The following is a 26,038-nucleotide window of genomic DNA, read 5'->3' as shown; positions in this document are numbered from 1 at the left end:
GGATCTGTCGCGTCGGGTTGGTCCGGGATCTGTGACGACGGACGGGTAGGGCCGCGATAGATCACGGCAGACGGAAGGGACTAGCTACGTCCGCGGGCTAGGGACAATAGCAGCCTCCGCGTTCGCTTCCGATCACGGATCTTCGTCGCTGAATCGCATAAAGGTAGCGGGGGTAGATTTTAGACATGCCGTGGTAACAATCCGCATATGGAGACCGACGTGACGATCCGAGACGTGATGACCAGAGAGTACGTCGGCGTGAGCGAATCCGATACGGTTCAGGGAGCAGTAGAACTCATGCGCGAGGAGGAAGCCGGGAGCGTCGTCGTCCTCCGAGGAAGCGACCCCGTGGGTATCTTCACGGAGTGGGACGTACTCGGTGTGGTCGCAGACGAGGCCGCTCCCGGGGAGACGACGGTCGCGTCAGTGATGTCTGAGCCCGTTCTCACCGTCGCTCCCGACGAACGTCTTCGCAACGCCGCGGGAAAGATGTCGAGCGAGAACGTCAGACGGTTGGTCGTGACGGACGCCGACGAGATACAGGGAGTGTTGACCGCCCGTGACGTTATCGCTGCCGCCGCGTCGTTCCGCCGACCTGAAACGGCGAACCAAGCCCGTTCGGCCGTGGAAAACTCCCACGACCGCAGAGCGAACACGGTGGCGAACGGTGAGCGGGCGTACTCGGACCAGAGCGTCTGTGAGACGTGTGGGTCCCTCGCCGACACGCTTCGCGAAGCCAACGGCCAGTTAGTATGTGCCGAGTGTCGTGAATTATAGTTTGTTACAGTTCCATATATATGAATAATTCCAGAATAGGAGTCACACTTATAACATATGGTCCGATATGAAGAGACATGCCACGGAGTACGAGGCGGCGTGACGTTTTGAAGGGAATAGGTGTTACTGGCATCGCTGGAGTCGCAGGTTGCATTGGCGACCTGAGCGGCGACGGCAGCGGCGGCGGCCCGGACGTGCTCAACGTTATCGGCTACCCGGAGAGCGGGATCCAGTTGTTCCGGGACTACTACGACGAGTCCGACGGCGAGGAAGACATCATCGTTCCGGACGGTCTCCGACAGCAGGACCTGCCCAACGAAGTCGGCAACGAAATGAGCAACCTCACCGGTACGGCACCGGCCGCCGGCGGTCCGAACCAGGATGCGTTCAACAGTATCTACGAGGACGAGTACGACGAGAGCCCGGGCGTGTTCACGTCCCAGTCGTACGATTCGGTCGCTCTCCTTGTCCTGGCCAACGTCGCGGCCGGCGAGAACAACGGGACGGCGATCCGCGACCAGATGCGTCGCATCGCCAACCCCGACGGAACCGAATACGGCCCCGGCGAGTACCTCGACGCCGTCGAGGCGGTCGCCAACGGCGAGAACATCAACTTCCAGGGCGCGTCGTCCGCGACGAACTTCAACGAGGCCGGAGACCCGGCCTCCGCGGCCTACTCCATCTGGGAGTACGATGGGATGGACGGCATCAACACGTTAGAGACCCAGAACTTCGAGGGCGACAACCCCGACGGTGCGGGCCCCTCGGCGGACGATTCGCCCGGCGGTCTCGGCCGAGAGGTCGACGTCGGCATCCTCCTGCCCGAGACCGGTGACCTGGCGTCGGTCGGTGTTCCGATGATTCAGGCCGCCGAACTGCCGATCAAGCAGGTGAACGAGTCGGGGCTCGACCTGACGGTCAACGAGCATTACGAGGACACGAACACCTCCCCGGACCAGGGTGTCAGCGGCGCAGAGTCGCTCGTTAGCGCGGGCGTTCCCGCGATCTGCGGGTCCGCGTCGTCCGGCGTCAACGTCCCGGTGTCGCAGGAGGTGTTCATCCCCAACGAAGTCGTCGGCTGCTCGCCGTCCAGTACGGCGCTGTCCGTGACGAATCTCGACGACAACGACTACATCTACCGAACGGCACCGAGCGACCTGCTTCAGGGGCGCGTCATGGCCCAGGTCGCCTCGGAGCGGCTGGAGGCCGAATCGGCGGCCACGCTGTACGTCAACAACGACTACGGCCAGCAGCTATCCGAGCGGTTCAGCGATGTCTTCGAGAACGAGTTCGACGGCGAGATAACGAACCAGGTCAGCTTCAACAAGGGCGAATCCTCCTACTCCTCGGTCATTCAGGACGCTCTGTCGAGCTAACTCCTGCGGCTTCCGACACGGCTGTTTTTTTCGCTGATACTCTCCCTCGTCAGTCCCCTGTCCGTCATCGGATTGGGACGTACAGCGCGTTCGAGAGGGCGTCGAACGGGACGTATCGCCGGAAGAAAGCGTGTCTGAACGCGGGCGGACCTATCCGCCGAGGAACTCCCGCCGCACTTCCTCGTCGTTCAGCAGCGTCGTACCGCTGTCGACGAAGCGGTTTTCGCCGTTTGCGAGCACGTAACCGCGGTCACATCGCCGGAGCGCCTCTTTGGCGTTCTGTTCGACCATCAGGATAGCCGTTCCCGATTCGTTGATCTCGTCTATCTTGTCGAACATCTCGTCGACCAGGTCGGGAGCGAGACCGGCGCTCGGTTCGTCGAGCAACAGCAAGTCGGGGTCTAACATCAGCGCGCGACCCATCGCGAGCATCTGTTGTTGACCACCGCTCATGGTCCCGGCCTTCTGGTCGTTCCGTTCTTCCAGGATCGGGAAGCGGTTGTACACGTCCTGAAGTGCGTCCTGCGGGACGTCGTCTAGTATGTACGCGCCCATCTCCAGGTTCTCTTGTACGGACAGTCCCGCGAACACGTTGTCGCTCTGCGGGACGTACCCCATCCCCTTGTGGATGATGTCTTCCGGTTGGGCGGCAGTGATGTCTTCTCCCGCGAACGTTACCGTTCCGTCCATATGCGTCGTCAGGCCGAACACGGATTTCATCATCGTCGACTTCCCGGCACCGTTCGGGCCGACGATAGTGACGTACTCCTCCTCGTCGACGTGCAGGTCGACATCGGTGAGGATCTGCAGGTCCCCGTATCCGGCGTCGAGACCCTGAACGTCCAGTAGGCTCATACTTCACCCCCCAGATACGCTTCGATGACGTCTTCGCTCTCTTTCACTTCCGCCGGCGTACCCTTCATTAGTATCTTCCCTTGGTGCATGACGACCACTCGCTCGCAGTTGTTCATGATGAGATCCATGTCGTGCTCGACGATGAGGAACGTGTAGCCGTCCTGACGGAGCTCGTGAATGTGGTCGAGCAACCGCTTTTCGAGCGTCGGGTTGACGCCCGCGAACGGTTCGTCGAGTAGCAACATGTCGGGGTCGGTCAGCAGCGCGCGGGCCATTTCGAGCAGTTTCCGCTGGCCGCCCGAGAGATTCCCCGCGTACTCCTCGGCGAGGTGTTCTATCTCGAAGAAGTCGAGCACCTCCCAGACGCGCTCCAGCACCTCTTCCTCTTGTCGACGCACGTTGTCGCGGACGCCGGGCGTGATCGAGCGCCAGAGCTTCTCGCCCTGCTGGTTCTTCGGAGCGAGCATCATGTTTTCCAGTACGGTCATTTCCTCCAGTTCGCGGGCGATCTGGAAGGTGCGAGCCAACCCGCGGTTGGCTATCTCGTGGGGGGCACGGCCCGTGATGTCCTCCCCGTTGAACCGGACCGTACCGGCGTCAGGGTCGTTCATCCCCGTGATGAGGTTGAACGTCGTCGACTTCCCGGCCCCGTTCGGGCCGATGAGGCCGGTCAGCGACCCCTCTTCGACCTCGAACGCGATGTCGTCGACGGCGACGATACCGCCGAAGGTCTTCCGAAGTCCCTCGACTTGTAGCGGGTAGCGCGTGCGTCCCTGTGCCTCATCGTCCGGGGCGGTCGTCCGCTCTCCAGTCTCTGTCGTTTCGCTCATTCTTTCTCACCTCCGTCGGTCGCGGCTGGTTCCTCGTGGACGCTACCTTCGGGCCGCGACAGGTCGATGCTCGATGCGACTTCCTTCCGGTGACCCAACATCCCTTCCGGCCGATTGTGCATCAGGTAGATCAACACGACGCCCATGATGACGAGCCGGAGTTGGCTGATACTGTTCAGCGTGTACACCAGGAACGGGACGGGATCGAACGACCCGAATGCTGCCATCGCCTGTCCGAAGCTTCCCGGCCCATCGCCGACGTCGATAGCCGCCTCGATGAGGTTCTTGATGTATCGCGGGCCCTCGTAGAGCAGTGCCGCGAAGACGGCACCGCCGAGGACGCTTCCGGTGTTCGACCCTGCTCCGCCGATGATGAGCGCGATCCAGACGAAGAACGTGATGTTCGGTCGGAACGAGGGCGGCGTGATGGACCCGCGGCCGGCGTACCAGAGGACGCCCGCAAAGCCCATCAGCGCGCATCCGAGAACGAACGCTTTCAGTTTGAACACGTCCGTGTTTTTCCCGAGCGCGTTCGCAACGTCTTCGTCCTCGCGGATCGCCTTCAGGACGCGACCGAACGGCGACTCGCCGGTCCAGGTGAGCAGCCAGTAGTAGATGCCGACGACCACCAGCAACAAGAGCCCGTACACCAGGCTATCAACGACCGGTTTCGGATTGGTCTGGATAGCGTACTCGCCGACGAAATCGACGAGGCCGAGATACGGGTCCCAGAGGAACAGGAACTTCAAAAGCGCCTCCAGCGGAGACGCGTAGTTCAGGATCAGCCCGCTACCGCCGCCGAAGCCGACCGTGTCGGCCACGGGGTCGAAGCTAATCAGCGTCGTTCCGAGTATAGTCAGGTCGAAAGTGTCCGGAACGGTGAACGTCTCGAACGTCGACGACATGAACGTGAATCGCATGATCTCCGAGAACGCGATAGTCACGATAGCAAGGTAGTCAGCGCGCAAACGCAACGCGGGTAAGGCGACGATCGCACCGAACACCGCGGCCGCCAGAACGCCGGCGACGACGCCGACGCCAAGCGGAAGTCCGAGACCACCGACCTGGGCCGCGCCCCCCTGAGCCGCCGGCGGCTTGGAGAAGATCGCGGTGACGTAGACGCCGATCCCCATGAACCCGACGACGCCAATGTTGAACATGCCGGTGTACCCCCAGTGGAGGTTTAGCGCCAGTGCGAGCATCCCGAACACGGCGATGTAGAACGTGAGATTCGCCAGGGAGTTCATGTGTCCCCGAACGGTGAAGCCGAAGACGATCCCCGCGAGGATGTACGCAAGGTAGATCGCACCGAGAACAGCGATCACGAGACCCGGATCTCCGGTGAGTAGGCTTTCGAACCGGCTCCGGAGGCTGCTTTCGCTCATGCTGTCGTCCTCCCACTGAAGAGCCCCTGTGGTTTAAACAGGAGAATCAGTATCATCACGAGGAACGCTGCAGCGCGGCCGAACTCGGACGGGATCCAGATGACCGACATCGACGCCGTCAGTCCGATGACGATGCCACCGGCGATAGCGCCGTAGATCGATCCGATCCCACCGAGAATGACGGCGGCGAAGATGAGTAACAACAGCAGCCATCCGTCGTTGAACCCGATCGTCCCCTTCCAGAGGACGAACATGTACCCGGCGACACCGGTGAGGCCCCCGCCGACGATCCAGGTCGATCGAACGACCTGTTCGGTCGGGATACCGGTAATGCGAGCCAGGTCCTCGTTGTCCGACATGGCGCGCATCGCCTTGCCGAGTTTCGTCCGCTGAAGCAGGAAGTGGACGCCGAGCATCAGCCCGACAGCCACGACCAGCAGCGTGACGTCGTGAGCGTTTATCGTGAGATAGCCGTCGACAGCCACCAGGCGGAGTTGCGGTTGACTGCCCGCCGCGGTGGTGCCGCGAACGCGCGACCCGAAGACGAACACGATGAGATAGCGCAGAGCGAACGCCACGCCGACACTAGTGATGAGCAGGGCGATACCGCTCTCGTCGCGGATCGGCTTGTAGACGAACCTGTCTATCACAAGCGAGAGCGCTATCGTCGCAATAGCCGCGACGACCATTCCTGCGATGATCCCTATCGGCGACGTGGCGATGCCGACGCCCAGCGCACCACCGAACACCGACCCACCGGCACCGACAAGAAGTAACGATCCGATGTCAGCCTCGCCAAAACCGGCGACGAGGTACGAAACGGCCATCCCGGCAAACGCACCTGACGTGATGTAATCGCCGTGCGAGAAGTTAGCGAAATTGAGTATACTGTACGTCATCGAGAGACCGATCCCGGCGAGGCCGATGATCAGTCCACGTAACAGACCGTCCCAGAGGTATCCCAGGACGTTGTTGACCTGTAACCGTCCGGTTACCAGTCCCTCGACGAGGAACCATGCCATCCATATCACAACTAACCCGACGACCAGCGCGAGCGGTTGCTCGACGACGAACTGCCGTCCGCGCGAATATCTTTCTGACACACCCATGTTACAACACTCCTTACTTCTCTCTGGAATTCCGGACTCATAATAACTTTTCCTAGAGCGACTAGATGATCGGACCAACGATCTTTTACGAAAAGAACCGTCAAAACCCAACTCCAACGACGAGTAGTAACACCTATGATGTTACCGTTCGATCGTGATCGTACCGTCTTCGCCCGATCTGTCGGTACGCTCACAGCATGGTTATCGAACGACCTACGACTGATGACGTCGACGCGCTCGTCGACCTGTGGTTGACACTAGCTACCGAACAACAAGGGCACGGATCGCACATATTAGCCGAAGATAACAAGAAATCAGTCCGTGAACAACTCGCGCGCAACGTCGTGACTGGTCGAGCGATAGTCGCGAGAGAGAACAGCGAGATCATCGGGTTCGTCACGTATCAGCTAGAAACCGGCACCTACGACCAAACCGTTACGCGAGGCGTCATCAGCAACCTGTTCGTCCGACCGTCGGCCCGCAACGGCGGAATCGGGACGGCCCTGCTCGAAGCCGCCGAGAGGGGTCTCGAAGACGCCGGCGCGGACGTCGTTGCGCTAGAAGCCCTCGACGACAACGACGCCGGCCGACGGTTCTACCGCCGGCACGGCTACGATACGCATCGGGTAGAACTGGAGAAACCGCTCTCGACCGAAAACGACAATCACTCAAAGGAAGACGGGTAAGCAACGCGTAGCGCCAGGGGAGCTTGGGCGGTTCAAGCACTCGACTTGTAATCGAGAATTCGTGGGTTCAAATCCCACCCCTGGCTTACATCAAATTGCTTACAATCCAACCCAACTAAGGGTTGGAAACCCGAGTCTAAGCCCCTCGGATCAGAGACTTTCGATACTTCCGAGGACCAACATAAACAGAACTTTGCGATAGCGACTGCTGCATATCCAGCAGAAACACAGGGGTGTTTGGCGTGAACACTCTCGTCAGCGGTGAAGGGGGTGGGTTCCGGTGACCCGCAACTGCAGCCGCTGCGGGTCGGCAACTGATATCGAGGAGTTGGAGCAGTTCGGCGGGATGCTCCTCTGTACCTCGTGCAACCCCAAGCACGAGGATGGTGACGACTCTGAACCGGTGGAGCCGCGGTTCTCCACCTACGAGGAGGCCGACTTCACGGATCCGACTCTCAAGGTTTGGCCCGACGAATGGCTGGGTCGCGAGCAGTGGATGGGCCACGTCGAGAAGATGCCGTTCGCCCCCTGGGCTGATCGCGACCATCCCGAAGCCGCCCCCGACGAGGACGCCCGCTGGAAGTGGGGCCTCGAGGAGAACTACGTCGACGGTGCGACCGTCGCGATGGCCGAGGACGACCCCCGTCTCGACGGCCGAGCGTTCCTGCAGCAGGAGGACGACCCCTACGCGTACATCGACGGCGACGATGTCCGCGACCCCGAGACAGGCGAGGTCCACCCCGTGTTCATTGCCTTCTTGGAGCTCCTCGGAGCCACCTACTGCGATGTTTCCCAGTCCAGCGCCGGTGTGCACGCTGTCTTCCGCGGTGACCTCCCCGAGGACGTCAAGGAAGCCAGCTGGCGGATCGGCGAGGAACCGTGGGGTGCGAACGAGGACCTCCCCAGCATCGAGATCTACGACGGTAAGCGAGTGTACGTCGCGACCGGAGAGCATGTCTCCGGTACGCCCAAAGAGATCTGCGAGTGGGACGATGACGCCCTTGAGGGGATCCTCAATGCGAACGGCCAGCTCCCCGTCGAGCGCGACCGGGGGGAGATCGATGTCGAGCGCGAGGAGTACGACTATGACTCTGACGAGTACGAGCCGTCGGCTTCGTCGAGCGACGAGACGGCGACCGATATCCGCGACCTCTTCGCGGCGATCGACCGACTCGACGCCCAGCGAGTCGCCGAGCAGACCATCGTTCAGCGGTGGAACGGCAGCGCTTCGACGAGTAGCGGGGAGCGGGCATTCTGGCCTAGCTGGGGGAGTCTGAACGACGGCGGGACGGCCAACATCGTCAACGCTGAGCGCTGGCAGGACACCGGCGAACTCGGCGGCTACGGTGGCCCCGTTTCCATGGCCGCCATCGATGCTGGAGAGATCCGCCCGCAGGACGCTCCCGACAAAGTCCGTGGTGAGACCTGGTGGCGTGGCGTCGAGCACCTTCGAGAGCTCGGGTTCGACATCCCTGAGTATGAGCCCGGCACCGACAGCGCCGGCCATCACGACGGCGAAGCTACGTCGGTCCTTCCGCTCGGTCAGCTGGAAGCCTTGGACCCCGCCGAGCGCCGACGCTTCGCGAAGAAGCGCGGCCTCGACTGGCCGACGACGTCGGAGGCCCGTGACGAACTGTTCGCGAGTATCGCCGAGGTGATGCGCCACGAGGACGATCGCGTCGTCGACGCTCCGACCAGCCTCGGGAAGAGCTACACCATCGCGTCGACGGACTGGAGCAAACCCTCACTCGACGATGTCACCGGCAATCGGCAGGTCGTCCATCTCTCGAAGACACGCGACGCTCGGGACGAGAACGTCGAGACTGCTCGCGACCAACTTGACGAGGACGACTGGTTCGTTCTAAAAGCCCGTCACGAGGCCTGCCCAGTCGCAGCTGGCGACCATGACCCCGACGAGGACGAGAGCAACGACAGACCGATCGTCACGCTCAACGGCGAACCCGCCAGCGAGTGGCTTGCGTCGATGTGCGACGGGAAGGGTATCCCATTCTCGGTCGCACACTCCTTCCTCTCCGAGCACAACGACCAGGGTCGCGCCGAACTCCCGTGCTGCGAGGGTGGCGAGTGTCCGGCGATCGACCAGTGGCGAGAACTCCGCGAAGGTAACTACTCGCTCGTCTTCGGGACCCACGAGTTCGCCCATGTCCCGAATCTCCGGCTCCAGACCAACGTCGTGATCGACGAGCAACCTGACTTCGTTCAAGACGATCTGGGGCAGGACCGGATCCGCCGCGCGGTAACAGCCTACCTACAGGAGATCGACGCCGAGGTTCGAACTTGGGAGGAGCTTCTACGCGTCTCCCGCGACGGCCTTTCGCTTAACGAGCACGACCAGCGCGACCTCGATCAGCGTTGGACCGACCTCCATAACGCGCTCGCGAACGGTGCCGGTCGGGAGTGGTTCCTAGAGAACCCCGACGCTCACACGCTGGCTCCCGCCATCGCGAGGGCGATCCTCCAGGCCGAGGACCGTGGGAACGGACGTCGCGCAGCGACAGTCTCGTTCGAGCCGCCGCGCCTGGACGCGCAGGCGCGCGAAGAAGATGGATGGAACCGGGAGTGGTGTTCGGTCGTCCTCGACGAGGACAACACCATCCGGCAGATCCGGGTCAAGCCTGATCTGCAGTTGGCCCGCAGCGTCGTCGGGCTCGACGCCCATCCCGCGCTCCCCGTCTGGCAGGCCAACTCCGTTCCCTGGATCGAGCGGTCGAGCGTGCTCGACCCCCAGGAGCGTCAGCTATGGCGACGTTACGAGCGCGGCCTCCGCGTCGTTCAGGTCGGTGATGCGACTCGCCCGCTCGCCAGCGGCGAATACTTTCAACCCGAGCAGGTGGGTGCGCTCGCCGAGCATCTTCGGAGGGAGTTCGGCGAGGACTTCCGAACCGGGATTACGACGTCGGCCGTCGAACCCCAGTTCGACCGCATCCTCGACGAGGCAGGCGTTCACGACCCCGAGACCATGCATTACGGCGAGGAGAAGTCTCGGAACGACTTCGCCGACGAGCCTGTCGGCATCGTCGAGGGCTGCATCGACCCTGGCGACGACTACGTCCTGGACCTCCTCGCCGAACTCGACCTCGACGCTGAACCAGAAACTACCGTCGACGACGCTGGCGACGAACACCGAGCTCGTGGTCGAGGGTTTGAGGGCACCGATGCCGGTGAGGCTCAAGCCATCCTCGCCAGCGTTCGTGAGAACCACACGGCGCAGGCTGCCGGCCGGTACGCCCGAAACCCCGACGATCCCGACAGCACGGCGACCGTGTTCGTGCGGACCGATGCGATGCCGGTCGACTTCGCCGACGTCCAGGTGCCTGGCGTCGAGTGGGTCTACGGCGAGCAGCAGCGGGCGATCGCCGAGGACCTCCGTGAAGCGACTGGGACGCGGACTGCCCGGGAGATTGCCGAGGAGCGTGGCGTTTCCCAGCGACACGTCCAGCGGACCTTGAAGCGGCTCGTCGATCACGGTGTCGTTCATGCTGCCGAGGGGCAGGGTGATCACGGCGCAACGCTGTACGCTGACGATGGACTACCCGTTGAGGGGATGGTTGATGTCGACATCGCGACGGGTGACGTACAGGATCCCTATACGTGGGGCGTCGCGATCCGAGACCCTGCAGTGCTGGGTAACGGGTCATCACGTGGTAACGCAGGGGGTGGTCCGTCGTCGACGTCCACGTGGAACTGGAAATCGGCCTCTCAAACGGAGGGGTCACCCCCGTCGACGTGACCTCAGTACAGGTCGACGCCGAGGTCGCGGACCTCACGCCAAGCTGTAAGCTCGTCTATCTCGTCCTAGAGGAGGCAGACGAGTGCCTCACACAGGCCACGATCCGGGAACACACGCAACTCCCCGATCGCACGGTGTACCGAGCGCTCACCAAACTGGAAGATGCAGGTATCGTTGAGTCGGAACCATCTCTGTCTGATGCTCGGCAACGGCTCTATCAGATCAACTACTCGCCGTAATGTCGGGTACCATTCGCGTTATTACCAACTGGCAACAACGTGAGAGCGAACGACCGCCCGAACTGCCGACGTCGGCGTCGTGCCGTCGGATGACGTGGGGGCCAACAGCGATCTCTATCCTTCCAAACTATGAAAGGAGCAAATGCTATCTGCCCGTCGAGTGGGTCGTCTCTCTCTGAGGACCGCCACTTCGTCGGCGAGAAAGCACGTCCGCTGCGTGTGCCGGACGACGACCACGACTACGGCGAGGCGTCCTACGAACTGACTACGGGCCAACGCTGTTCGTCGAAAATGGCGCTGATGAACTTCGTTCGCCGTGTCCATACGCAACACTGCGAGGAGGATGACCAGCTCTACCGACGGGCCGCGCTCGAACTCCGCCGACTCAAGTCGGCGAACGATGACGTTCGCGATGAGTGGATTCTCTACGCGCTCGCCGAACGGCTAGCACGTCAAGGACACGATGTCGACTGGCTTCGATCGAACCTCGAACCCGTCTGTCCGGGATGCGGGGGGAAACTAAAATGGGAGTCGTCACCGCGCGGAGCATCCGCCCGTTGCGGGACCTTCTGCTTCACCGGCAATTACGTGAACTGGCCGATCCGAGTTCACGTTCAAAGGGCCTTCAATGCGGCCTACTCATCGGAGGCACTCGACGGTCCGTACTCTCTCGAGGTGCTCTGATGATGTTCGAAGAGGATCGACCGGTGGCCGTTGAGTTCGCCGGTCGAATGGTCGATGGCGTCGTCGACGATATCCGCTGGTCGCCCCGGATCAATGCGACACCGGAGGAGACGACCGCTATTGCTGTCGACGTCGGCGCGACGACTGTGGTCGCAGCGCCGGCAGATATCACGCCCCGATGACGTCCGGGCCAGTCGAACAGACTGGTCGACCGCGGCGAGGGGACTGTATCGTTTCGGGACGGGGCTACACAGTATCACGATATCGTCGAGCTTCAGCACCCACAACTCGCCCCGTCCTGACCGCGCCGGGATCCGCCGCGTGCCCGTGGCCCCGGGGACAACCTGGGAGCGGGCGTTAGGGACGCGCGGCCTGGTACTCATCCCGACCCGGCGCACGTTTCAATCACACCCGAGTTTGAGGAGGTAGCCAAGTCTGGGACGGCGCTCCGCTGAAGACGGAGTCATCGTCGGTTCGAATCCGACCCTTGCTCATCGCAGTTATGCTACCATGGCGGCGCACGAAATATCACTTAAAGACGAACTTGCATCGTACAACCACGATCTGGACTGCCGGTTGAGGAGACGGTATGGGATGACACTCAAGGCGTTCAAGACGATCAAGGCCCTGACGCAACTGGCAGGTGCGGCAGCTGGTGTCTACGCGATGGAGCTCGGCGCGCCTCCGCTGGCCTCGCTCACCCTAATCACAGTCATGGTCTCCGGGCCCGAGGTCCTGGAGTATCTCATCAACGAGTAATAGCCATGCTTGACTCCGCCCGCCAGCGGTTTCGACGACTCACGCGCAAGCTCCTGTCCAGTCCCATGTGGCCGGTGCTCGGGCTGACCAAGACTGCGGAGACGGTTGTTGCTGGCGGGCCCACTGGTCGGTGGCTTGCGTACAGTGTCCTCGTGACCGTCGTGTGGGTGTTCGGCGAAGCGGTCTCTGAGACGGTCGAGGAGGCTACCGACCCGTGATCCCGTTCCCCACCAGCACGGAGGATGCCCTTGACTACGACGGGCCGTTCTCGACGCTCCCCGAGTGGCACGCGTTCATCATCGGCGTCCACGCTGGAGTCGCCGGCGAGGGCGATACCGTCCTCGCTGTAGCGCTGGGTGATCGGGAGGCAGAGACGGTGGCTGAGCGAGAGATTAAGGCTGAGCCGTGGTACACCAGCGGCGGAACACTCCTCGGTCTGGGCATTCAGCGGTGGAGAAGCTTCGAAATTGAGGGTTTAGAATGAACGACGGTTCTCAACTGGCAAATTCGACTGCACCCACGTACAGCCCTGCTCAGGATTATAATCAACCGCGTTATAGTGCTTTACCGCGATCTCGGGGTCGGGATGGCCGGCCGAACACTCCTCATGAGCGTACAAGTCCGTCGTCTGTCCATCCCCTTCACCCTCGAATAGCATGACATGGACTTGTCGTTCAGCAGTTGGTTGGTCTCGGTACATCCAGGACCCAACTTCTGTATTCCCAAATGGGTCAGTTTTTAGTGCTGACAACGGGTTCCGCCTCAGGTCATTCTCCCAGAGCAATTCCTCAACCGTTTCTGGCTTGTCGGGGATCGTCCCTGCGTATTCGTTCTCTCCGAGTGGGTACCTGGCATATCCATCGAACTTCTTGAATACTAAATGGAGATTCGGAAGAATTCCGCGTCGCCACTCTTCGAGGTGGTCGGCTTTGGGGCCCATCTCCTCACTCGTTCGCTGCTTGTCTGCATACAGAATCTGGTACCCTTTCGTACCAACTTGCCCGATTACCCACCGCTTCGGCTTTGAGAATGATCCCATACTAGGAACGGCATTGAACCACTCGCAAATAAAACCCTTAGTGCAACAACCATGACTGTGGAATCACTTCAGGACAGGTCTGTATCGTCAAACAGAGGGAAATACGATCCAGCATCTATTGCTGTCGCTACGTTGTTCGCTGTTTCGTTCCTAATTGGCACACTCGCTGGCGCTCTCGGAGCGTTCGTATGGACGTTCATTGTTGCAGAATAACCCGGCTATGAACCAGCAACCGGGCGCAGCGCGTCCTCGACGCGCTGGACCTCGAATACTAAAACGAACTCAACCTCATGGGAGCCCCAGACGAATTCCACGACGAGGCCCACGAGAAGGCCAGAGAAATCACTGGCGAGCGCCGGTACGGCGAGTGGGGACAGTGCATCGCGACGGCGAAGTCTCACGGTGGCCGGTGTGGCGGCTACGCTCAGGGTCCGCACGGAAAGTGCAACACCCACGGTGGCGACGAGGACTCCGGAGCTCCCGAAGGCAACTCGAATGCTGAGGGCAACGCCGGCGGCGGCGCTCCCGAGGACAACACGAACGCCGTCACACACGGCGCGTACGCTGACCACAACTCCTACTACCAGGATGTCCTCGATGACCCGCTCCGGGTGTTCGTCGACGACGTCTTCGAAGACTACCTCGAGCAGTACTGCGATCTTCACGGCGAGCCACCGCTCGGGATCGAGTCTGAACTCTTCCGGATATCGGTCACCCATGCGAAGGACATTGGCCTCGATCGGTGGGCTGACGAGAAACCCGAGGAACTCGAGAGTGGCCACCCGCTGGTCGACAAGGAGACGCGGCAGAAGTCCGTCGGCGATGAGATCGTCGAGGAACGAAAGTACCGCGAATCAGTCGTGACACAGGCCCAGAAGAAACTCTCCACCGATCGCCGGCAGTGGCTCAAGGACCTCGGCCTCCTCGAGGATCCCGAGTCGCAGAAGGCCGACGCGCTCGGCAGCCTGAAAGACGCGTGGAAGACGTCCGCACAAGGTGATGGCACATGAGCACGCAGCAGCTCCCCGATAGCGTCGAACAGCGCCTTCCGGAGCACTACACCGGGTCGGAGAAGTACTGGCAGGCTGCGGAGGACTGGTTCGGCGTCACACTCTCTCCCGAGCAGCGGGAGATCCTCGAGCACGTCGCCGACCACCAGTACACGCACCTTGAGGGTGGCAACGGCTTCGGGAAGACCTTCGGGATCGTTGCCCTCGCGCTGGCGTTCCACAAGCGCCACTACCCGAGTTCGGTCGTGGTCACCTCTGGGACCTACGGCAAGCTGAAGCGTACTTTCTGTGCCGACGCCGAGGGTCTCCACGGCTCGAGCCCGCTGTTCGGCGAGTGGAAGTGGTCGCCGAACCCGCATATCGACGTCGACGGTGAGCCGACGTGGCAGTTCGAGGTCATCAGTCCAGAGGATCCCGGTGAGCTCGAGGGCGTTCACAACGACCACGTCCTGGTGATCGTCGACGAAGCCGACAAGAAGGACGTCGACCTCGAGACGCTGGACTCGATGGACTCGCTGATCTCCGACCAGAACGACCGCATGGTCGTCATCTCGAACCCGCCCGAAGACGAGACCAACGCGGTTGCGAACATGAGCGAGATCGGCCTCAAGCCAGAGAAACTCCGATTCTCGACTTTCGACTCTCACAACGTCCATGTCGAACTCGGGCATCGCGACGGCGAGCGGATCCCCGGTCTGACCGGCCCCCACAAGCTCAAGAAGAAGTGGGAGGCGCACAATGGCGAGGTCTGGCCGGGCTACGACGAGGCTCGAGCGATGTCGCTGCCTGGAAACTCAGAGTTCCGGAAGGACCTCAACACGCTGTGGTACCGGCGTTTCGCCGGGATCATGCCACCGGCGGGAGCGACGAAGAACCGTCCCATCGAGCCTGACCTCGTCGACGCCGGCTACGTCGAGGACGGCATCGACGACTCTGGCTCGAGACAAGGGTCGGGGATCGACGTTGCCCGCTCCGGTGACCGGACCGTCCAGATCGACGAGTGCATGGGCGTCCTCACAGTCGAGTACTCCGAGCCGGGGACTGATCACACGATCCAGTTCGAAGCGATCTGGGATAACCTCGAGGAGGAACCGAACGCCCCGATATCGGTCGACGCGATCGGCGAGGGATCGGGGAAGGCTGACGACACGGCCGCCCGGTTTCCCAACGTCGAGCGCTTCAAGTCCGGGCAGGACGCCGTCCAGGACGACGAGTACAAGAACCGGTGGACGGAGGGGCTGTGCGAGCTCGGGAATTGGCTTGAGGAAGGCGGTACGTTCTGCGATTCCCGACTCCGGCGCGAACTGCAGATCGCCGCCCGGACGATCACGCTCGAGGAGAAGTACTACTCGAGCCGCGAGGACGAGGTCTACGTCGCGGATCCGAAGTCGAAGATCAAGGACCGGCTCGGACACTCGCCGGACCATCTCGACGCAGCGATCCAGGCCGTCCTCGCTGCGAAAGATATCCAGACGGACGACCCAGCGGACCAACTCGATGACCTCGGCTGGGGGTCATAGATAGCCATGACTGACGAGAACACTACCGAGACCGCCGGCTCCTTCGGCGGCATGTCCGCAGAACAGGCCGTGATGATGGCGGCGACCGCATCGAACATGGTCGGCCGTCAGCAGTTCGCGAACCGGTCCGGCCTCCAACACGGCGGCGAGCGCGATCTCTGGGAAGCGCTGGGCTATCAGCAGCGGTTCACCTATGCCGATTACCGCGACTGGTACGACCGAGGTGGGATCGCGAAGCCGATCATCGAGAAGCCGGCAGCGACGACCTGGAGCGAACGCCCGGAGATCGTCGACGACGCCGAGGTCGGGGACGAAGAGCAGACCTCGTTCGAAGGGGACCTTGAGGCGCTGTTCGACGCCAGCGACAAGACCACGCTCGACCGCGGCCTCTCGCACTACTTCGAGCGGGCGGACAAGCTGGGTCGGATCGGCGAGTACTCGGTGCTGTACCTCGGCTTCGCCGACGCCGACAAACCGTCCGACCTATCCGACCCAGTCGACCCGTCCGAACTGGACGGCCTCAAGGACCTGCTGTACGTGACGCCACTCGGGCAGGGGGACGCATCGATCAACTCCTGGGTCAAGGACGTCACGGCCTCGCGGAACGGCCTCCCGAAGACGTACAAGCTCGACCTCGCGAACGGCGACCAGACGAACACGCAGGTCGTTCATCACACTCGAGTCATCCACATCGCCGAGGGCGTACTCGACGACGACGTCAACGGCGAGCCGGCGCTGCGGCCGATCATGAACCGGCTGTTCGACATCGAAAAGGTCGCCGGCGCCAGCGCCGAGGCCTACTGGATGGTCAGCAACCCCGGACTCGCCCTTTCCGTCGATCCCGAGTTCGCCGATGTCGACACCGACCAGATGGACGAGCAGATCGACGAGTGGGAGAACAACTTCCGGCGGGTGCTGAAGATGTACGGGACCGACGTCGAACAACTCGAGTCCCAGGATGTCGACCCGAGCGGCGTAATCGACTCGATCATGAAGCTGATCGCTGGGACGATCGAGATCCCGAAACGGAAACTCGAGGGGAGCGAACGGGGAGATCTTGCCAGCTCTCAGGACGAGGCGAACTACCTCGAGATGATCAGCGCCCGGCAGGAGTCGTTCGCGGGCCCCGTCCTGCTTCGGCCGTTCATCGATCGCCTCGTCGAGTACGGCATCATCGAATCTCCGCAGGGGGGCTCATATAGTCTCGAGTGGCCAAACCTCTTCCAGCTGACCGAACTCGAGGAAGCCACGCTCAAGAAGGAACTCTCGCAGGCGCTGGTCAACCTCGCACCGATGGGCGATATCGAGCAACTCCATACGCTCGAGGCGCTGCGGGAGTTCTCCCCGATCGAGGAACCGGAGGAGGTCACACCACCGGAGGACGTCGACGACGTCGACGACGAGATCGACGAAGACGACGAGCAGGTCCAGGACCAGTTCAACGAACAGATGGGGCGGCAACCTGCGGAGGGTGACGACTGATCATGATCGCCGGCCAGCGCCGCGCGGATCCAACACGAACGAAGACAGCACGCCGGCGTTTCGCCCAGCACCTCCGATCCCGATGGAACGCGATCAAGTACCACGTCAACCGCGGCATCGTCGACAACGACGCACTCGGTCTCCGCGGCCCGGACGTCGGAGGCACACTCGAGGCTCAGTCGGGAGATCTCGACCGAGAGTTCGAGGCGCACGTCGATACCAACGACGACCTCACGCCCGGCGCTGGCCAGTTCGACTTCCCCCGCGACGCCGACAAGGCGGAGGCATTTGAGGACTGGCTCAACGAGGCGACCGATGACGAGATCCTTGAGGACTACAACGGTGATCGCTTCGTGCGGAAGGGGTATGGTCAAGGCGTCAAACACGCAGACTCTCAGCTCCAAGATATCGACGTCGATGCCCCAGACCAGGATATCGCGACGACACTGCAACTCCCAGTTCACGAGGACAAACTCGAGCTGCTCTACACGCGAACGTTCGAGGAACTTGAGGGAGTTACCGATGCGGCGTCTCAGGAGATCCGCCGAGAACTCACCGAGGGGCTCTCGCAGGGCAAGCACCCGCGGGACATCGCCCGAAACATCAACGACCGCGTCGAGAAGGTCGGGAAGACCCGGTCGACGGTCCTCGCCAGAACGGAAGTGATTCGGGCACATTCGGAAGGCTCGCTCGACCGCTACGGATCGATCGCCGGCGACCTCGACCTCACTGTCAAGGCCGAACTCCAGACCGCCGGCGACTCTCGCGTCTGCGAACGGTGCGCCGCGCTCGAGGGGCGTGTCTACACCGTGCAGGAGGCACGGGGCATCATCCCAGTCCACCCTCAGTGCCGTTGTAGTTGGATGCCAGCACCTGGATCGTCGTAAGGCGTGGTGGTCCTCGAGGGCGGTTCGATTCCGCCCACGCCCGTCCGCCGGCGCCGCGCCGGCATGCAACTTCTGGATAGATATGCAAGCAAACTACGCGACGCAGAGCGCCACGCTCGGTGTCAACGCCGACGATGTCCGCGTCGAGGAACTCCGCGGCCAGGAGCATGTCGTCGCACCGGTCAACATGGTGCGCGAGATGGTCCTCAAAGGCGAGTTCCTGCCCCTCGAGGAGATCGAGGCGACGCAACTGGCCTGGAACGCGAAGCCGGCGACGATCACACACCCGACGAACCAGTCGGGCGACTTCGTCCCGGCGTCGCACCCGGACCGGTATGAGTCTCACGTCACCGCCCAGGTCTTCGGCGTCGAGACGTCGTCCCAGAGCCGCACCCTTCAGGGTGAGGTCTGGATCAACCGCGAGCGCTCGAGTGAGGTCGCCGACGATCTCGACCGAGACGATCCGGCTGAGATGCTTCTCGATGGGGAGACCGTCGAGGTCTCGGTCGGCTACTGGTACGAGCGCTTCGAGGCGGACGGCGAACACGACGGCAACGAGTTCGACGCTGTGCAGGTCGGCATCCAGCCCGATCACCTCGCACTGCTCCCCAACGGGACGGGCGAGTGCTCGGTCGAGGACGGTTGCGGCGCCGGTCGCGGCGATGCGGCCGGAGCGGCGATGAACCAGACCCAGGCATCGTCGATCATCCAGCGCGGGGCCAAACGGCTCCAGAGTCTGGGGATCGACTTCGGTGCCAACTGCGACGGATGCGGCGGCACCTGCGGCGCACACGACAGCGACGGCGGATCGACTTCGAACAACGACCCAACGACCACCATGAACGAACGAATCACGCAACTCGCAGAGAACAGCGCGTTCGACGCCGAGACGCTCGAAGGCATGAGCGACGACGAGCTCGACGCCCTCGAGGAGAGTCTCGACATCTCGGACGACGGCGGCGACGGACAGGCACAGAAAAACGACGCGGACGACGCGGTCATCGCGGAGATCCAGAGCCTTCGCGAAGACATGGTCACGGAGGACGACGTCGACGACATCGTCACCCAGTCTGTCCAGGAAGACCAGCGCGAAGAGCTGGTCGGCCAGATCACGGGCCAGTCCAGCTTCGACGAAGAGGACCTCAAGGAACACAGCCTCGAGAGCCTCGAGAAGCTGGCCGACGAGATCGGCCCGCAGGGCGGCGTTTACGCTGGCCGTGCGGGTGGCGCGAGCAACACGCAGAACAACGACGCCGACTCGGACATCCCGGTCGGCGTCGGCGACCGCTACCTCGAGGAGGCTGAGTGAACATGTCGAACCAGATCATCATCGGCCCCGGCGACTACCAGACGGACGAACGCGAAGTCGGTGCTGACGTCAACCCTGGCGAGCTCGTCGAGTTCGCTGCGGACGGGCGGCTCCAGCCGCACTCGTCCGCACCGGACCTGAACGGAAACGGATCGGCTACTCCGCGCTTCGCGGTCGAGGCGCGTGAGGTCGGCAAGACGATCGACGACACGTACAGCTACGACGGCTCCGCGGACGAAGGCGAGAACGGCCACTTCGGCTACCCCGCCCGAGGAACGCCAGTACAAGCGTACATCGCCACCGGTCACAGTATCGACCCCGGAACGCCGCTCGAGAGCGCTGGCGACGGCACCCTCCAGCCACACTCCGGGCTCGATCCCGCCGGCGACGGTACCGACACGATCGCGGACGACCTCGTCGTCGCCTACGCGAACGAAGCAATCGACACGACGGGAGATGCTGACCCGTCGCGGCATGAGGTGATCAGTGCATGAACGGAAACATGGGCAGTGGCGCACAGGTCTCGACTGGACAGAACTTCGGCGCGCAGGGCGCAGCCGAGCCGGTACTCGCCGGTCAGTCGGCGCGATCGGCGTACAAGGCGAATGCCTCAGCACTTCCTGAGGACACGTGGTACGAACTCGACGACCTGATGGTCGGCGTCGCTCAGGAGCGTCTCAACATCGTCGCTGACTGGCAGGCTGCTGGCCTGATCGAGATGGTCGACATCGGGACGACCGTCACTAGCTGGCAGGAGACCAACGCGTTCGACGACGCCGACGTCGACATGGCGCCCGAGTCGATCGGCTCCGAGGACGCGTCGATCCACCAGACCAAGTACGCGCCGGTCCCGATCATCCACAAGGACTTCAAGTTCAACCGGCGCGAGGGCGACCAGCATGACGTCCGCGGAACGAACGCCCCGAAGGCGGTCCGAACTGTCCTCGAGAAGATGGAGGAGTTCGCGGTCTCGGGCTGGGATCAGAAGATCACGGACGCCGACGGTCGCGAGGCCCGCATCTACGGGTTGGCGAACCACCCCGACCGGAACACGCACACCGGCTCGGGCTGGAGCGACGAGACGGTCGTCGATCAGGACATCCGGGACATGATCGGCAAGGCGAAGGACGACAACTACTACGGCCCCTACCGGCTGTACATCGCTGGCGACGTCGACGACAAACTGCTCGCCCCATCGGCGGACTTCGACAACATGCGTCTGCGCCAGCAGATCGCACAGATGAACGCAATCTCGGACATCGTCGTCTCGGACAAGATCCCGGACGGCGAGGCGTTCCTCGTCGATCTCTCGCCGGAAGTCGTCGATGGCAAGATGATCGAGGGTGGCCCGGTCGACGCTGCCGAGTGGGAGAACACGCCGTTCGTCACGAAGGTCAAGTCCTTCGGCGGCTTCGCTCCCCGTATCAAGAGCGACATGGGCGACGACGGGAGCCGACAGTCCGGCATCGTCCACGCCACGGGACTCTGAGGTGAGTCTTCATGGTTGATCGCTACCGGTGGTCGGGTATCCGCCCACACGCTCGTGGCGACGACTCCGACCCGATCGAACCCGGTGAGGTCTTCGAGCCAACCGAGGCCGAACTCGCTGCGTTCGACGATCTCATGGTACCTGTCGAGGAGGACAACGACGACTTCTCGACGAACGGATGGCTCGAGAACGACTACGGCGATCGCGCCGACGCAGTCCTCGAGGGCGGCCTCGACGACTATCTCGATGAGATCGAAGAGGTCGAAACGAGCGAGACCGTGATCGACGCAGTCGAAGAACGCCGCGAAGAACTCGAGGAGGCCTGACCATGCCGTTCGGCGTCGCCTACAGCGAAGACGAGGAAGAAGACGACGAAGACGAGGAGGAAGACTAACTCATGGTCGATCCAGTTGCTTCGCCGTCTGACGTCAAAGTCGAATACGCGACTACGCTTGACGACTCGACGATCAACAACTACCTCGAGCGGGCGGCTCGCGAGAACGCCCGGCACAACGACCCTTCGGCGATGTCCGATGCCGATCGGACCGACCTCGAGGCGGCGCTGGCGGCGTACTGGATCGCGACTCGGAGCGCCGATCGTGCTGAGTCGAGCACGCAAAGCGGCCGCACGTCGGTCGACTATGAATCGTCGGTCGTCGAGCAACTCGAAGCCACAATCCGGAATCTTGACCCAAGCGGGGAACTGCCGCCGGAGAACAAACCGCAAGCCTCCTTCGAGGTGTTCTGACGATGGGCTGGGGAGTATCAGTCACTGGGGTCGCGAACGTCCTCAGCCTGTTCGACCAACTCGAGACGAACTGGAGTGGTGACACCCTCTACCTCACCGGCCCGTCGGTTGAGTACGCAATCCATCACGAATACGGAACTAGCAAGATGGAGGCACGGCCGTTCATGCGCCCGGCTGCTGAACGGGTGAAAGCAGACCCCATGAAGTACGCCAAACAGTACGCCAACGGCCCGATCCAAAGCGAAGAACAACTTGTTGGCGCTGTCGCCCTCGCGATTGAGCGTGAGGCGAAGAAGATTGTCAAACGAAAGGACATTTGGGATCAGGGCAACCTGCACGGATCGATCGAGGCACGGAGGGTTCGGTGATGCACGGCCCAGTTGCTCGGATGATCCAGTCCCGAGGCTCGGAGTACCAACTCCAGAACGCCAGCGGAGGCGGCGGACGGGATACCCCGTCCTACGCTGACGATGGCACGATCGTCGGCGTCCTCGAGTCCCGCGGGATGCCTCAGACCGTGACCAACTCGGACGGGCAAGAGATCGAGACCGACCTCGAGATCCGAGCCGTCCCGGACGACACGACGACGCTCCGCGAGGCGGGTAGCGCTGACGGGTATCCGACGCTCCTCGAGCATCCGAGCGGTAAGACGTACCGGTTGCTGGACACGCTACCGGAGGACGGCGGCGTCACAGTTCTGACCGTCGTGGAGGACTGACCGATGGCTCGAGACATCAAATCGGACCTCGTCGCGTTCCTCCGGCAACACTTCGATAGTGGGGCGATTCCGGTCACCTTCGAGGCCGGCGATCCCACTGATCCCACGACCGTCGAAGGCGTCCGCTTTGCCGACTACGACGGCGCGAACGACTATCCGCAGGTCGCGGTCGTCTCCGAGGACCCGACGACTCCAGGCGGCGGGCAGACGGGCTACTCTGGCATCGACGCTGGCGGCGGTGGCGGCATCCAAGACGCCGTAACGTCGGTCCAGATCGACTGCTGGGGCGGTCCCCACGACGCCGACATCTACCAGTCGGAGGGGTCCCATCCCGATGTCGTCGCGAACGCGCTCGGTCGCGAGACACACCGTGTGCTGTTCAAGGCCGACGAGTCCAGCTCGGGCCCGCCGGTCCCGGACGGCTACGAGTGGGTCAACGCCGAGCAACCAGTCGAGAGCAACGACACAAAGCGGTCGCCGACGCACTACCGGCGGTTCGTCGTGGCGAAGACGAAACACACGGAGACACCCTGACGATGTTCGTTATCAACGAGAACAGCGCGACGAGACGCCTCTACAACGACGAGATCATGGACGAGCCTGTCGAGTTCGCCGAGACGACCGGCACGGCGCAGGTAGACCAGGAGCTCGGCAAGGCGCTCGTCTCCGAGTACGATAGCATCCGACGAAAAGACGACGAGGACTAACACATGAGCCAAACTGCAAACGCACACGACACTCCCGAATCCGGGACGCTCCCTGGCCGCTACGAATGGGTTGTCGAACCCAACGGCCCGATGAGCGTCCCGACAGACCCCGAGTGGAACAGATTTTCAGACGTAATTCGGTCGTTCACTGCCGAGCCAGGCGTCAGCTACGCCCGTCAGGACGCTGTCGGCACTGCCGACGCCGTCGACCACAACCGAGGAATGGAAGAGCCCTCCTGTGATTTGGGCTACGACCTGCAACGCTTCCCGGTCGACACGAACGGCGACCCGATCGATCCCAGCGGCTACGGGATCGTCCGCGACGAGTATAACCAGCTCGTCGGGTCGCTGCTGATGGTCGAGCGTACTGAAATCCCTGGTGGCAACGACGGTGCCGGGATCCGGATGTTCAGCGTCGTCCGTGGCGCGGAAGTCGAGAGCGTCGAACCGACGCTCGACCCCTCTGGCGAACAGCCAATTCTCATGGAGCTCGGGTTCCAGCCGAGGCGCGTACGCTCGTACGCGATCCATCAGCCCAGTGCCGGCACGACGCTGGAGATCGTCTCGGACTCGGACAGCGACACGATGGACGTGACGATCGAGAGTGAGGATGCGGGGACGACCGAGACGATCGCGGCCAACGGCACGACTGCCGTAACGACCACCGAGTCGTTCAACGACATCGACTCTGTTTGGCTCTCGGATGAACCCGAGGGCGATATCACGATCACCGACGGCGGCGGAACCACGCTGATGGAACTCGCCGGCGGGCTGACCTACAGCGACGACGACCAGCCCGTCGACGGCGACCGTGGCGTCCCGTCCCTCGGCGCTGGGTCGCACGCGACTGAGATCGGCACCTCCTACGAGCATTTCGTCGGCGACCGCGTCGAGCGGCCCGTCGGCTCCCCGATTCGACCGCGCCTCAACTCGGGATCGTGGACTGTCGAGAACGACCTCTCGACGGATGCGCTCCACACTACCCGAGCGCCGACCGCGGACGTCTCCGACCGGACGGTCACCGTCGACGCCGACGTCGCCGGCCCGACCGTCTCGCACGACTCCATGATGGAGTCACTGCAGAAGAGTCAGAACGACATCGAGCACGAACTCTCTGGTGGCATCGTGCGGTTCAAGAATACTGTCGTCGAATCACCCGGGTCGCGTGAACGCGAGGCGTCTGGACAGGCGACCGCCGCGATCAGTGAGACGTTCGCGGCGTCGGGCGACCCGGCGATCGTTCTGGTGGCTAACTAATGACTGACCGAGAAACCCGACTCAACGACGGCAACGACCTCGAAATCGCACACGCCGAGGATTTCGGCGTCGCACGAAACGCAGACGGTGACCTGCAGGGCGTTAAACAGCGCATCCCCGGGACCGACAAAGCCGTCCTCGTCAAGCCGATGGCTGGCGGGGAGTACGAGGACTGGAAGGATGTCCTCGAAGATGACGAGGCTGACGACGATCGCGTCGACGAGTTCTTCCAGACGTTCATTCTCGACGGGATCGGAGCAAACGGCTACGACGAGGTGCCCGAATACGTCACTCCGGGGCTCATTCAGGCCGTCAAGAACGGCAGTGGTCACGAAGTTTTTCGGGCCGTGCAGGAACAGCAGACAAAGGAGAATCTCGCGGCGATGGAAGCCCTGGACGGAATCGGGGACGAAGCAGTCGACAATCTGCTGAGTCAGGCGATGGACCAGGCGATGGACGACGAGGACAAGGCCGAGACGTAGGCTACTACGCGCGACAAGCGCGCATTGAGGGCGTCCTTCACGAAGAGGGTGGCTACGACTATTTTGACATCCCGAAATTGCATGCTGCAGAAGTCCGCCGCTATCTCGAAGGACGCCGGCAGCTCGTCCTCGACAAACAACACGCCCAGGACCAGCGCCAGACACAGTCCTCGTCGACGTCGCCGGGCGTCGCGTCGCAAAAGCAGGAGCTCAAGGCAGGGCAACAGGCCGAACGGAACCGGCTCCTCGACGAGGTTAACGATGACTTCAGCGAAGACTAACTACTCGTCGTACTCTTCGAGGGCGATCTCAAGATTCTCGTCGTGGGTGAGGTCGAACGTGTGTTGTGCCCACTGGGTGGTCCCGAAATCAAGCTCGGAACCCGGCGGCGTCACAAAGATCAGCCACGTTTCGATAGTCTCCCCAGCACCGATCGACTCAAGCGGGTCGGTCTTACTCTGGCCGTGGATCGAAACGCCGTCAACGCCCCCATCGGCGAGCACGTAGAGCGCGTGTTGCTGCATCGAAAGGTCGCCATCAGTCTCGTTCGTCACCTTGATCTGGGCACCGACGTACTGATTCTCATCGTCGGACTCGTAGTAGACGCCCTCGCTATCGGGCGTCGAGAGTCTGTCGTACCGCCGGTAGTTGTAGACGGCAGAGAACTCTGCATTCTCGCTCTCGTAGGTGTCCGTGCTATTGGTGGTGTCTTCGTCCGCACCGCCGGCGTCGTCCGTTTCGGTATCATCTGTTTCGTTATCGTCTGCACTGTCATCGTCGTCTGAGCCACCGCTTGAACAGCCGGCGAGGACTGTCGACAGGACAATACCGCTCCCGAGGAGCATCTCTCGTCGGTTCATATCATTCCGATTTGACGAGTAGTGTGATAAGATCACTGCCTGTCAGCCTTCACTGCCGTCGGCGCACTTCTCTGGCGGC

General features: G+C 62.4%; 32 protein-coding genes and 2 tRNA genes. 28 read left to right on the top strand and 6 right to left on the bottom strand.

Annotated features, from left to right (window positions below):
• The first annotated feature begins 207 nt into the window (after positions 1 to 207).
• The gene (locus SM753_RS02915; RefSeq protein WP_135534539.1) at positions 208 to 777 is read left to right on the top strand and encodes a cyclic nucleotide-binding/CBS domain-containing protein; all 570 of its coding nucleotides are present in this window, start codon (positions 208 to 210) and stop codon (positions 775 to 777) included.
• 77 nt (positions 778 to 854) lie between these two features.
• On the top strand, positions 855 to 2,153 hold the full coding sequence (locus SM753_RS02910) for an ABC transporter substrate-binding protein (RefSeq protein WP_323190479.1): 1,299 nt from the start codon (positions 855 to 857) through the stop codon (positions 2,151 to 2,153).
• A 150-nt stretch (positions 2,154 to 2,303) separates the two neighbouring features.
• Here the strand turns inward: SM753_RS02910 and SM753_RS02905 are convergent, their stop codons facing one another.
• Genes SM753_RS02905 through SM753_RS02890 form a run of 4 tightly spaced genes read right to left on the bottom strand, consistent with a single transcriptional unit; the run spans position 2,304 to position 6,332 of the window.
• Entirely contained in the window at positions 2,304 to 3,008 is a 705-nt protein-coding gene (locus SM753_RS02905; RefSeq protein WP_138797721.1) for an ABC transporter ATP-binding protein, read from the bottom strand.
• Positions 3,005 to 3,838, bottom strand: coding sequence for an ABC transporter ATP-binding protein (locus SM753_RS02900; protein WP_138797720.1), 834 nt, complete (start codon positions 3,836 to 3,838; stop codon positions 3,005 to 3,007). Before SM753_RS02900 ends, SM753_RS02905 begins: the two co-directional genes overlap by 4 nt.
• On the bottom strand, positions 3,835 to 5,223 hold the full coding sequence (locus SM753_RS02895) for a branched-chain amino acid ABC transporter permease (protein WP_323190478.1): 1,389 nt from the start codon (positions 5,221 to 5,223) through the stop codon (positions 3,835 to 3,837). Before SM753_RS02895 ends, SM753_RS02900 begins: the two co-directional genes overlap by 4 nt.
• Positions 5,220 to 6,332, bottom strand: coding sequence for a branched-chain amino acid ABC transporter permease (locus tag SM753_RS02890; RefSeq protein WP_323190477.1), 1,113 nt, complete (start codon positions 6,330 to 6,332; stop codon positions 5,220 to 5,222). The genes SM753_RS02895 and SM753_RS02890 overlap by 4 nt, the downstream gene beginning before the upstream one ends.
• Positions 6,333 to 6,529: 197 nt before the next feature.
• On the opposite strand from SM753_RS02890, the gene SM753_RS02885 reads away from it, so the two are divergent.
• The 10 genes from SM753_RS02885 (at position 6,530) to SM753_RS02840 (ending at position 12,935) form a co-directional block, all read left to right on the top strand.
• Positions 6,530 to 7,018 carry a GNAT family N-acetyltransferase gene (locus SM753_RS02885; RefSeq protein ID WP_323190476.1) on the top strand — a complete coding sequence of 163 codons (489 nt, stop codon included), beginning with the start codon at positions 6,530 to 6,532 and terminating at the stop codon, positions 7,016 to 7,018.
• A gap of 12 nt (positions 7,019 to 7,030) precedes the next feature.
• Positions 7,031 to 7,104, top strand: a tRNA-Thr gene (locus tag SM753_RS02880).
• Between the two features lie 194 nt (positions 7,105 to 7,298).
• Positions 7,299 to 10,769 (top strand): hypothetical protein, encoded by a 3,471-nt coding sequence (locus tag SM753_RS02875; protein WP_323190475.1) that lies wholly within the window; start codon positions 7,299 to 7,301, stop codon positions 10,767 to 10,769.
• On the top strand, positions 10,718 to 11,008 hold the full coding sequence (locus tag SM753_RS02870) for a helix-turn-helix domain-containing protein (RefSeq protein WP_323190474.1): 291 nt from the start codon (positions 10,718 to 10,720) through the stop codon (positions 11,006 to 11,008). The genes SM753_RS02875 and SM753_RS02870 overlap by 52 nt, the downstream gene beginning before the upstream one ends.
• Before the next feature lie 129 nt (positions 11,009 to 11,137).
• On the top strand, positions 11,138 to 11,692 hold the full coding sequence (locus tag SM753_RS02865; RefSeq protein ID WP_323190473.1) for a hypothetical protein: 555 nt from the start codon (positions 11,138 to 11,140) through the stop codon (positions 11,690 to 11,692).
• Complete coding sequence (locus tag SM753_RS02860) at positions 11,692 to 11,874, top strand: hypothetical protein (RefSeq protein ID WP_323190472.1); 183 nt, start codon at positions 11,692 to 11,694, stop codon at positions 11,872 to 11,874. Before SM753_RS02865 ends, SM753_RS02860 begins: the two co-directional genes overlap by 1 nt.
• Before the next feature lie 238 nt (positions 11,875 to 12,112).
• Positions 12,113 to 12,185 (top strand) — tRNA-Phe (locus SM753_RS02855).
• Positions 12,186 to 12,202: 17 nt separating this feature from the next.
• Positions 12,203 to 12,451 carry a hypothetical protein gene (locus SM753_RS02850; RefSeq protein WP_323190471.1) on the top strand — a complete coding sequence of 83 codons (249 nt, stop codon included), beginning with the start codon at positions 12,203 to 12,205 and terminating at the stop codon, positions 12,449 to 12,451.
• Between the two features lie 5 nt (positions 12,452 to 12,456).
• A complete protein-coding gene (locus tag SM753_RS02845) occupies positions 12,457 to 12,669 on the top strand; it encodes a hypothetical protein (protein ID WP_323190470.1) in 213 nt (70 codons plus the stop codon).
• Complete coding sequence (locus SM753_RS02840; RefSeq protein WP_323190469.1) at positions 12,666 to 12,935, top strand: hypothetical protein; 270 nt, start codon at positions 12,666 to 12,668, stop codon at positions 12,933 to 12,935. Before SM753_RS02845 ends, SM753_RS02840 begins: the two co-directional genes overlap by 4 nt.
• Here the strand turns inward: SM753_RS02840 and SM753_RS02835 are convergent.
• Complete coding sequence (locus tag SM753_RS02835) at positions 12,927 to 13,490, bottom strand: hypothetical protein (protein WP_323190468.1); 564 nt, start codon at positions 13,488 to 13,490, stop codon at positions 12,927 to 12,929. The two genes, SM753_RS02840 and SM753_RS02835, sit on opposite strands and share 9 nt — an antisense overlap.
• Before the next feature lie 290 nt (positions 13,491 to 13,780).
• Here SM753_RS02835 and SM753_RS02830 point away from each other — a divergent pair, with 290 nt between their 5' ends.
• The 16 genes from SM753_RS02830 (at position 13,781) to SM753_RS02755 (ending at position 25,380) form a co-directional block, all read left to right on the top strand.
• On the top strand, positions 13,781 to 14,500 hold the full coding sequence (locus SM753_RS02830) for a hypothetical protein (protein WP_323190467.1): 720 nt from the start codon (positions 13,781 to 13,783) through the stop codon (positions 14,498 to 14,500).
• Complete coding sequence (locus SM753_RS02825) at positions 14,497 to 16,020, top strand: hypothetical protein (RefSeq protein ID WP_323190466.1); 1,524 nt, start codon at positions 14,497 to 14,499, stop codon at positions 16,018 to 16,020. Before SM753_RS02830 ends, SM753_RS02825 begins: the two co-directional genes overlap by 4 nt.
• Positions 16,021 to 16,026: 6 nt before the next feature.
• Positions 16,027 to 17,502, top strand: coding sequence for a phage portal protein (locus SM753_RS02820; protein WP_323190465.1), 1,476 nt, complete (start codon positions 16,027 to 16,029; stop codon positions 17,500 to 17,502).
• 2 nt (positions 17,503 to 17,504) lie between these two features.
• Positions 17,505 to 18,389, top strand: coding sequence for a phage minor head protein (locus SM753_RS02815; protein ID WP_323190464.1), 885 nt, complete (start codon positions 17,505 to 17,507; stop codon positions 18,387 to 18,389).
• A gap of 82 nt (positions 18,390 to 18,471) precedes the next feature.
• Positions 18,472 to 19,698 (top strand): DUF2213 domain-containing protein, encoded by a 1,227-nt coding sequence (locus SM753_RS02810; RefSeq protein WP_323190463.1) that lies wholly within the window; start codon positions 18,472 to 18,474, stop codon positions 19,696 to 19,698.
• A 2-nt stretch (positions 19,699 to 19,700) separates the two neighbouring features.
• Positions 19,701 to 20,192 carry a hypothetical protein gene (locus tag SM753_RS02805; RefSeq protein ID WP_323190462.1) on the top strand — a complete coding sequence of 164 codons (492 nt, stop codon included), beginning with the start codon at positions 19,701 to 19,703 and terminating at the stop codon, positions 20,190 to 20,192.
• Complete coding sequence (locus SM753_RS02800) at positions 20,189 to 21,187, top strand: major capsid protein (RefSeq protein WP_323190461.1); 999 nt, start codon at positions 20,189 to 20,191, stop codon at positions 21,185 to 21,187. Before SM753_RS02805 ends, SM753_RS02800 begins: the two co-directional genes overlap by 4 nt.
• A gap of 11 nt (positions 21,188 to 21,198) precedes the next feature.
• Positions 21,199 to 21,513, top strand: a complete 315-nt coding sequence (locus SM753_RS02795) for a hypothetical protein (RefSeq protein WP_323190460.1) — start codon at positions 21,199 to 21,201, stop codon at positions 21,511 to 21,513.
• Between the two features lie 71 nt (positions 21,514 to 21,584).
• Positions 21,585 to 21,935, top strand: coding sequence for a hypothetical protein (locus tag SM753_RS02790; RefSeq protein WP_323190459.1), 351 nt, complete (start codon positions 21,585 to 21,587; stop codon positions 21,933 to 21,935).
• 2 nt (positions 21,936 to 21,937) lie between these two features.
• Entirely contained in the window at positions 21,938 to 22,303 is a 366-nt protein-coding gene (locus SM753_RS02785) for a hypothetical protein (protein WP_323190458.1), read from the top strand.
• Entirely contained in the window at positions 22,303 to 22,653 is a 351-nt protein-coding gene (locus tag SM753_RS02780) for a hypothetical protein (protein ID WP_323190457.1), read from the top strand. Before SM753_RS02785 ends, SM753_RS02780 begins: the two co-directional genes overlap by 1 nt.
• 3 nt (positions 22,654 to 22,656) lie before the next feature.
• Positions 22,657 to 23,187, top strand: coding sequence for a hypothetical protein (locus SM753_RS02775; protein WP_323190456.1), 531 nt, complete (start codon positions 22,657 to 22,659; stop codon positions 23,185 to 23,187).
• Positions 23,188 to 23,189: 2 nt separating this feature from the next.
• Positions 23,190 to 23,360, top strand: coding sequence for a hypothetical protein (locus SM753_RS02770; RefSeq protein WP_323190455.1), 171 nt, complete (start codon positions 23,190 to 23,192; stop codon positions 23,358 to 23,360).
• 3 nt (positions 23,361 to 23,363) lie between these two features.
• The gene (locus tag SM753_RS02765; protein ID WP_323190454.1) at positions 23,364 to 24,617 is read left to right on the top strand and encodes a hypothetical protein; all 1,254 of its coding nucleotides are present in this window, start codon (positions 23,364 to 23,366) and stop codon (positions 24,615 to 24,617) included.
• Positions 24,617 to 25,099 (top strand): hypothetical protein, encoded by a 483-nt coding sequence (locus tag SM753_RS02760; protein WP_323190453.1) that lies wholly within the window; start codon positions 24,617 to 24,619, stop codon positions 25,097 to 25,099. The genes SM753_RS02765 and SM753_RS02760 overlap by 1 nt, the downstream gene beginning before the upstream one ends.
• A 77-nt stretch (positions 25,100 to 25,176) precedes the next feature.
• Positions 25,177 to 25,380 (top strand): hypothetical protein, encoded by a 204-nt coding sequence (locus SM753_RS02755; protein WP_323190452.1) that lies wholly within the window; start codon positions 25,177 to 25,179, stop codon positions 25,378 to 25,380.
• Here SM753_RS02755 and SM753_RS02750 read toward each other — a convergent pair whose 3' ends face one another.
• A complete protein-coding gene (locus SM753_RS02750; RefSeq protein ID WP_323190451.1) occupies positions 25,381 to 25,959 on the bottom strand; it encodes a hypothetical protein in 579 nt (192 codons plus the stop codon). It lies immediately after the preceding gene.
• Positions 25,960 to 26,038: the final 79 nt, after the last annotated feature.

Source organism: Halostella sp. PRR32, from assembly GCF_034808085.1.
Classification (GTDB): domain Archaea; phylum Halobacteriota; class Halobacteria; order Halobacteriales; family Natronoarchaeaceae; genus Halostella; species Halostella pelagica.
Note: the sequence above shows the minus strand (reverse complement) of the source record. Positions and strands in the feature narration are given on the sequence as shown.